The sequence below is a fragment of the Streptococcus sp. 53 genome (genome assembly GCF_013276565.1).
In the GTDB taxonomy this organism is placed as follows: domain Bacteria; phylum Bacillota; class Bacilli; order Lactobacillales; family Streptococcaceae; genus Streptococcus.
This window is the reverse complement of the sequence record NZ_VMLG01000048.1, coordinates 1-2,312: the sequence shown is the minus strand read 5'-3', so window position 1 is coordinate 2,312 and position 2,312 is coordinate 1. Positions and strand designations below refer to the sequence as shown.

General features: G+C 36.0%; 2 protein-coding genes. Both read right to left on the bottom strand.

The features are described 5' to 3' along the window. Positions 1-56 precede the first annotated feature (56 nt). Positions 57-224, bottom strand: coding sequence for a cysteine-rich KTR domain-containing protein (locus tag HT722_RS10115; RefSeq protein WP_000336323.1), 168 nt, complete (start codon positions 222-224; stop codon positions 57-59). Positions 225-342: 118 nt separating this feature from the next. Further along, a complete protein-coding gene (gene tet(M), locus HT722_RS10110; RefSeq protein ID WP_173278850.1) occupies positions 343-2,262 on the bottom strand; it encodes a tetracycline resistance ribosomal protection protein Tet(M) in 1,920 nt (639 codons plus the stop codon). Between the last annotated feature and the right edge of the window lie 50 nt (positions 2,263-2,312).

Below are 2,312 nucleotides of genomic sequence, written 5' to 3'. Positions count from 1 at the left end.
TAAGAATCCATACATAACGGAAAGAGCCGATAAAATGAGATTGTATTAATCTCATTTTATCGGCTCTGCGTCTTTGCGTCTGGCTCTGTAATCACAGTTACTTTGAACTGCTTTATTTCAATTAAATTTTCTTGTCTGCATTTCGGACAATAGAGGGGGAATTTTTTTAATTCAGTATCTTCCCTTATCTTTAATCGTGTTTTATTTCCACATACAGGACACAATATCCACTTGTAGTTTATAATAACTATCTCCTCCTTTACACTTTAATTCAAATCTTTATTAAAAAATATTTCATCTTATTTAACAAGAAACCATATTTATATAACAACATAAAATACACTAAGTTATTTTATTGAACATATATCGTACTTTATCTATCCGACTATTTGGACGACGGGGCTGGCAAACAGGTTCACCGGTAGTAACATGGTACCCTTTTAACTCTGTTAAACAAACACTACGTCCATTTGTAAAGAAAGTTAAATCACTACGATATTCTTGAATACACCGAGCAGGGATTTCTCCACTAAGAATGACCTCATTATTTTTCAATTGAGTGTCTACGATGTTCGCACAATATTTAGGAGCATCGTTGTATGCTCGTGAAAGATATTCCTGTGGCGCATAAATTTTAAAACTAAGATATGGCTCTAACAATTCTGTTCCAGCTTTTTTTAAGACTTGTTCCAATACAATAGGAGCAAGCATCCGAAAATCTGCTGGGGTACTAACAGGGCTATAGTATAAGCCATACTTAAAACAGATTTTACAGTCCGTCACATTCCAACCATACAATCCTTGTTCACAGCCATAGCGTATCCCCTCCATAACTGCATTTTGAAACGATTGATTTAAGTATCCAAGAGAAACCGAGCTCTCATACTGTATTCCGCTCCCTAATGGAAGCTGTGCTACAGATAGACCAATGGAAGCCCAGAAAGGATTCGGTGGAACTTCGATGTGAATGGTATACTCTGCTTTTTTTAACGGTCTTTCCATATAAATGACTGTAGGCTCTTTTATTTCTATCTCCACATGATACTTTTCTTGCAGCAGAGCACAAGTCACTTCCATTTGTACTTTCCCTAAGAAAGAAAGTATGATTTCATGTGTCGCAGAATCCACATAATATCGCAGAAGCGGGTCACTGTCGGAGATTTCTAAAAGTGCATCAAGTAACATTTCCCTTTGTTGAGGTTTGCTCGGTTCAACAGTCGTTTGCAGCAGAGGGAGGGGATTTTCAATTCTCTCTCTCTGTGGCAATAGCTTTGTATCTCCAAGAACACTATTTAACTTCAAAAACTCATTCTGCAAAATAACAATTTCCCCGGAATAAGCCTTATCAATTTTACATAATTCACCATTTATTGAAGTATACATTTCTGTAATTTTTATTTTTTCCTTTTCCGATATTCTAACCGAATCTCGCAAATGCAGTACGCCACTATAAAGACGTATATATGCAAGACGCTGTCTTTTTTCCGAATACTCAATTTTGAAAACTTTTCCGCAAAGTTCAGACTGACCTCGATGTGTTGATGAATAAAATTTATTCGTAATCACTTCTATAAGGTTATCAATCCCTATATTGTTTTTTGCACTTCCGTGATAAACAGGGAACAGAGAACAATTCTGAAATCTTATGCTTTCCTCTTGTTCGAGTTCCAATGCTTCTAATGATTTACCGGACATATATTTCTCTAAAAGGTCATCGTTTCCCTCTATTACCGTATCCCATTGTTCAGATTCGGTAAAGTTCGTCACACACATATTAGGATACAGTTCTACCTTCTGTTTGATTACAATTTCGGCAGAAAGTTTCTCTTTAATATCCTGATAAACCGTTGATAAATCAATTCCATTTTGGTCAATCTTATTGATAAAAAAGATTGTGGGAATCCCCATTTTCCTAAGTGCATGAAATAATATACGAGTTTGTGCTTGTACGCCATCTTTTGCAGAAATCAGTAGAATTGCCCCATCTAAAACTGATAATGAACGATATACTTCTGCTAAGAAATCCATATGTCCTGGCGTGTCTATGATGTTCACCTTCGTATTTTCCCACTGAAAAGAGGTTATTCCTGTCTGAATTGTAATTCCTCTCTGACGTTCTAAAAGCGTATTATCCGTCCTCGTTGTACCTTTGTCCACGCTTCCTAATTCTGTAATCGCTCCACTGTTATATAATAAGCTTTCTGTTAAGGTAGTTTTTCCTGCATCAACATGAGCTAAAACTCCAATATTAATAATTTTCATGTGATTTTCCTCCATTCAAAAACCCAAAAGGGCATAAAAATCCCAGTGAT